The sequence below is a fragment of the Aquabacterium sp. genome (assembly GCF_050725395.1).
In the GTDB taxonomy this organism is placed as follows: domain Bacteria; phylum Pseudomonadota; class Gammaproteobacteria; order Burkholderiales; family Burkholderiaceae_C; genus Aquabacterium.
Window position 1 is genome coordinate 1 of record NZ_JBOHHL010000081.1, and the last position, 2,843, is coordinate 2,843.

The 2,843-nt window shown below is 65.7% G+C and carries 1 protein-coding gene; it reads right to left on the bottom strand.

The window, feature by feature from the left end:
• Positions 1–2,843, bottom strand: a 2,843-nt coding sequence (locus ACREB4_RS21150; RefSeq protein WP_431590214.1) for a beta strand repeat-containing protein, incomplete at both ends; no start/stop codon positions are given.

A 2,843-nucleotide genomic window follows, 5' to 3' on the forward strand; every position in this document is an offset into this window, starting at 1 on the left:
GACTTGCGCCGTCACCGTCAGGGTGCTGCCTTCGCCAGGGTTGGTGATGCCGGGCACCACCACGCTGCCCTTGTCAATGTCGGTTTGCGTCAGCAGGATCGGCGTTTGCGCCGTGCCGTTGGCGCTGACCAACAGGCTGTCGCCCGCCTTGGCCGTGGCCGGCAAGGTCACTGACACGTCGATGCTGCCGCTCAGTTCGGCCTTGTTGATGAAGCCGTCGTTGTTGGCATCTTCGCCGATCGTGACGATGGGGGCGCCTGGCGCCCCCAGTTGCAGGCGGGCCGCGTCGCTCACCGGGCCCGCGGCATTGCCGGCCGCGTCCGCGATGCTGGCGCTCGACACGAAGTCGGTGTTGTCGCCTGTGGGGTTGAACTTCAGGTCCACGAAGCCGGCAGTCAGTTGCGCGTTTGTCAGTGTGACCACCTGGGCCACATTGCCCGAGCCCGTCACCGTCAGCGTGTCGCCCGCGGCGGCACCGGCCGGCAGCGCCACACGCACGCCGATGGTGTTGTCTGTCAACTCCGCCTTGCTGATGTAGCCGTCGTTGTTGCCGTCCGTCGTGATGCTGATGCCCAGGCCGCTGTAGCTCGTCGTGTCGATCTTGGCGCCGTCGGAGCCCGTGGCGCCCAGGTTGCCGGCCACGTCCTTGATCTGCGCGGTGACCTGCAGGTTGACACCTTCACCGGGGTTGGTGATGCCAGGCACGACCACCGTGTGGTTGTTGATGTCGGCCTGCGTCAGCACGATCGGTGTTTGCGGCGCACCGTTGACGCTGACCAGCAGGCTGTCGCCGGTCTTGGCCGTGGCAGGCAATTCGACCGCCACCGCGATGGTGCTGCCCGAACCCAGTTCGGCCTTGTTGATGTAGCCGTCGTTGTTGGCGTCCGTGGTGATGGTCACCCTGGGCGCCGAGATGTCATCGGTCGCGATGATGGCGTGGTCGGTGGCCACGTTGGAGTGGTTGCCCGCCGGGTCGCTGACCTGGGCGCTGACGACCAGGTCCGTGCCACTGGCCGGGGCGTTCAGGCTCACCTCGACCTGGCCGGCGATGATCTGCGCTGGCGTCAGGGTGATGGCTTGCGTGGCATTGCCGGTGGCCGTGATGTTCAGGGTGTCGCCTGCCGCCGCGTCCGCGGGCAGCTTGACCAGGGCACTGACCTGGTTGCCGCCACCCAGCTCGCTCTTGTTGATGAAGCCGTCGTTGTTCGCGTCGGTGCTCAGGGTGATGTCCAGGCCACTCAGCGTGCTCAGGTCGAGCTTGGCCTCGTCGGTGCCCGTTTTGCTGACGTTGCCGGCCGAGTCCTCGATGTGCGAGGTCACGGTGATGCTCGTGCCATTGGCTGGCGCGGTGAAGCTGGTCGTCACGAAGCCATTGGCCTTGTCCGCCGCCGTGATCGCCACGTCCTTGGTCATGCCATCGGAGGTGACCTTGACCACGTCGCCCACGCTCACTTGCGCGGGCACGAACGCCACCTTCACGTCCACCTCGCCATTCAGTTCGGCCTTGTTGATGAAACCGTCGTTGTTGGCGTCTTCCGTGATCGTGACCACAGGCGCATCGCCGTTGTTGGGCACGCCGGTGTCGATGGCCAGCGGCACCGTGGTCTGGGTCGTGTTGCCCGCGGCATCCGTTTCAGTGACCTGGGCCTGGCCCGTGGTCCCGTTGGGAATGTTCTGCGTGGGCGTGACTGTCCAGCTGCCGTTGGGCAGGACCGTGGTGGTCAGCACTTCGTTCGTGCCAGGCAAGCTCACCTTGATCTGCGAGCCGGGGTCGCCCGTGCCGCTGATCGTCGGGGTGGCATCGTTGGTGACGCCGTCGCCCTTGACGCCGCTGTCCGAAGCCGGATCCAACTGGGCCGTCAGTACCGTCGGCCGCGTGGTGTCGATCACCGCGCTGTCGCTGCCCGTGGCGCTGGCATTGCCGGCCTTGTCCACGATGTTCGCGGTCACGGTGATCGTCGTGCCATCGACCGTCGGCACAAAGCTGGTGGTGACGAAGCCATTGGCCTTGTCCTGCGCCGTGATGGTCACGTCGTTGGTCATGCCGCCCGAGGTCACCTTGACCACATCACCCACATTGACCTGCGCTGGCGTGAAGGCCACCTTCACATCCACATTGCCGTTCAGCTCGGCCTTGTTAATGTAGCCGTCGTTGTTCGCGTCTTCTGTGATCGTGACGGTCGGGGCTGCGCCGTTGTTGGGCACGCCGGTGTCGATCGTCAGAGGCACGTTCGTCTGCACGCTGTTGCCGGCGGCGTCGGTCTCGGTGACTTGCGCCTGGCCTGTCGTGCCGTTGGGGATGTCTTGTGTCGGCGTGACTGCCCATGTGCCGTTGGGCTGCACGGTGGTCGTCAGCACTTCGTTGGTCGAAGGCAAGGTGACCTTGATCTGCGCACCGGGTTCGCCCGTGCCGCTGATCGTCGGGGTCGCATCGTTGGTGATGCCGTCGCCCTTGGTGCCACTGTCCGAGGTCGGGTCGAGTTGGGCCGTCAGCACGGTCGCAGGCGTGGTGTCGATGATCGCACTGTCGCTGCCCGTGGCACCGAGGTTGCCGGCCACGTCCTTGACTTGCGCCGTCACCGTCAGGGTGCTGCCTTCGCCAGGGTTGGTGATGTTCGGGACCGACACGCTGCCCTTGTCGATGTCGGCTTGCGTCAACAGGATGGCTGGCTGAGCCGTGCCGTTGGCACTGACCAGCAGGCTGTCGCCCGCCTTCGCCGTGGCCGGCAAGGTCACCGACACGTCGATGTTGCCGCTCAGCTCGGCCTTGCTGATGTAGCCGTCGTTGTTGGCATCTTCGCCGATCGTGACAATGGGCGCGCCTGGCGCCCCCAGTTGCAGGC